This window comes from Endozoicomonas sp. SESOKO4 (assembly GCF_024606275.1).
In genome coordinates this window covers 1-2,190 of record NZ_JAHHPS010000232.1, presented here as the reverse complement: position 1 = coordinate 2,190, position 2,190 = coordinate 1, and the positions used below count along the sequence as shown (strand labels likewise).

Annotated in this window: 2 protein-coding genes; both read right to left on the bottom strand. The window is 49.5% G+C overall.

Annotation, left to right across the window (positions count from 1 at the left end):
* The coding region (locus KDK16_RS04350; RefSeq protein ID WP_257274841.1) for a 7TM-DISM domain-containing protein at window positions 1-1,106 on the bottom strand (1,106 nt) is incomplete at its 3' end.
* A 146-nt stretch (window positions 1,107-1,252) separates the two neighbouring features.
* Window positions 1,253-2,190 (bottom strand): alpha-L-glutamate ligase-like protein (locus KDK16_RS04345; RefSeq protein ID WP_257274840.1); only part of this gene is annotated, 938 nt, incomplete at its 5' end.

Here is a 2,190-nt window from a genome sequence, read left to right as displayed (position 1 = left end):
ACTCTGGGCCAGTCCTTTGAGACCCAGCTGCTGAATAAGGCAAGGAACAGTGTGGTCGTGACCGGTAAAGCCAGTTTGGCAGGTCTTACACCCTGAGAAAAAATGGTCAGCAGGCTGGCAGTGAGGAGGACTGCGGCCAGAGCGATCAATAAAAATGCCCCATTGAGTAACAAGATTTGTTGTGTGACGAAGAAGCTGAGAGTGAATCCGACCGACAGGCAGCAAAGCCAGAGTATCAGTCTGTCTGCCTTGGGAGTGAAGAGCGCCAGCAAGCCAAGATTTTTGTAGCAGCCCAGAGCCGAAGCAAGGCTGATGACTGCCACGGTCAGTACCCAGAATCCGGGATTCCCGACTCCTTTGATTATCCAGAAAATGTTGCCTTGGTATAATACAACCAGTGAAGTGGTAGCCAGCAGATGTGCAGCAAGCAACAGGTATGATGGGTGTCGGGTGTAGATCATCGCGGCCGCTGTAACGATGAGAAAAAGCAGAAGCAGTGCCAGTAATGAAGCTGAAAAGGCTTGGTTCTTGTACTCATCCAGCATATAGAGTGACTGTGGCCAGAGGCTGGGATTCAATCTGTTAGGCTCTGCGTTGTCTACCCGTAAATAAATATCGTGAATCTTGTTATCAGGCAGAATAAGTTTCAGAACTCTGGGGTCTGAATTGCGGTTATGACCGCTAATGCCCAATGAAGTCATTCGATAACCTTTTTCGGAAGGTGTGAACACATCGAGTTTTTTGTGAGGGGTTCTTCTGAATACCAGCAACCAGTCAGAATTAAGAGAGTGGTTCAGGTTCAGGCGGAGCTTGTACCAGCGATCACTGGTTTCGGGGTGTTTACCAGTCAGAATTGCTTTCGGTGCTGAAACCGGGGTCAGGAAGCCGGCCAGTTTAACCGGTCCAGCCTCTGAAGATTCTGCAACAACAGTCGCCCGGGCAGTCTGACTGACAACAAAGGTCAGCAGAATGACCAGTAAAGTCCTGATGGAGATGACTGTTCTTTGCGAACAGAATGAGTAGATCATTAGAACCTGCAATTCAGGCAGTCCTCCATGACGAAGTGACAGCTTTTCATTTTTATTAGGGTTGATTCTTAAATCCATTCACTCTTTAAACGATTGTGACACAGACAAGGTCTTCAGGCCAAGGAGGGAAGGCGGTCTTATCACTCAGTTAACTTATCAGTGATGTTTTTGATGAATGGTTTGAGAAGCGTACATCAGGGCGCTGAGCCCTGATGTAGTGGAGATTACATGGCAAAGTGCTCTTTAGAGAAGGCGACTTTCTCTTTAATAGGCATATTCCAGTTGGGCAGAGACTCTATCAGCTCCAGGCGGGGCTGGATGCCACGGTCATTGGCGATCTGGATGGCCAGACCGGGACGGGCATTGAGTTCAAGGATTAGTGGACCATCCCTTTCATCCAGAACAATGTCCACGCCCAGATATCCCAATCCAGTCATGTCATAACAGGCTGAAGTCAGCTTGAGCAGTTTGTCCCAGTGAGGTACTTCCAGTTTTTCAAAGCTGTGACCCGTGTCAGGATGCTGATTAATCAGCAGATCAAACTGAACGGCTCTCAAGCTTTTGCCGGAAGCTATGTCCAGACCCACTCCAACGGCTCCCTGGTGCAGGTTGGCCTTGCCATCGGAAGCCCGGGTGGCCAGACGCAACATACCCATGACGGGAAAGCCCCGGAAAACAATCATACGGATGTCCGGTACGCCTTCAAAGCTGTAGTCATTGAATACCGGATCTGCCACAATCAGGCTCTCAATCATGGCTACATCACTTTTACCACCAAGGCTGTAAAGGCCGCCCAGAATATTGGAAACATGGCGGTTGATGTCTTCAAATTCCAGGGTGTCGCCACTGGCTTTTACATACCTCGCACCATCGCGACCCACGATGACCAGGATGCCCTTGCCGCCACTGCCCTGGGCTGGCTTGATCACGAAACTGTTGTGTTCTTCAAGCAGGATGCTCAGATTTTTAATATCGTGCTGGTATTCCACAATACCCAGCAGTTTGGGGACGTCTACATTGGCTTTTTCTGCCATCCTTTTGGTGGTGAGTTTATCGTCCACCTGGGGGAGCAGTTTGCGGGGATTGTATTTAATAACATAATCCAGGTTGCGCATGTTCATGCTGAGAATTCCAGCCTCGTGGAGGCTGGAAGGGCTGGCAA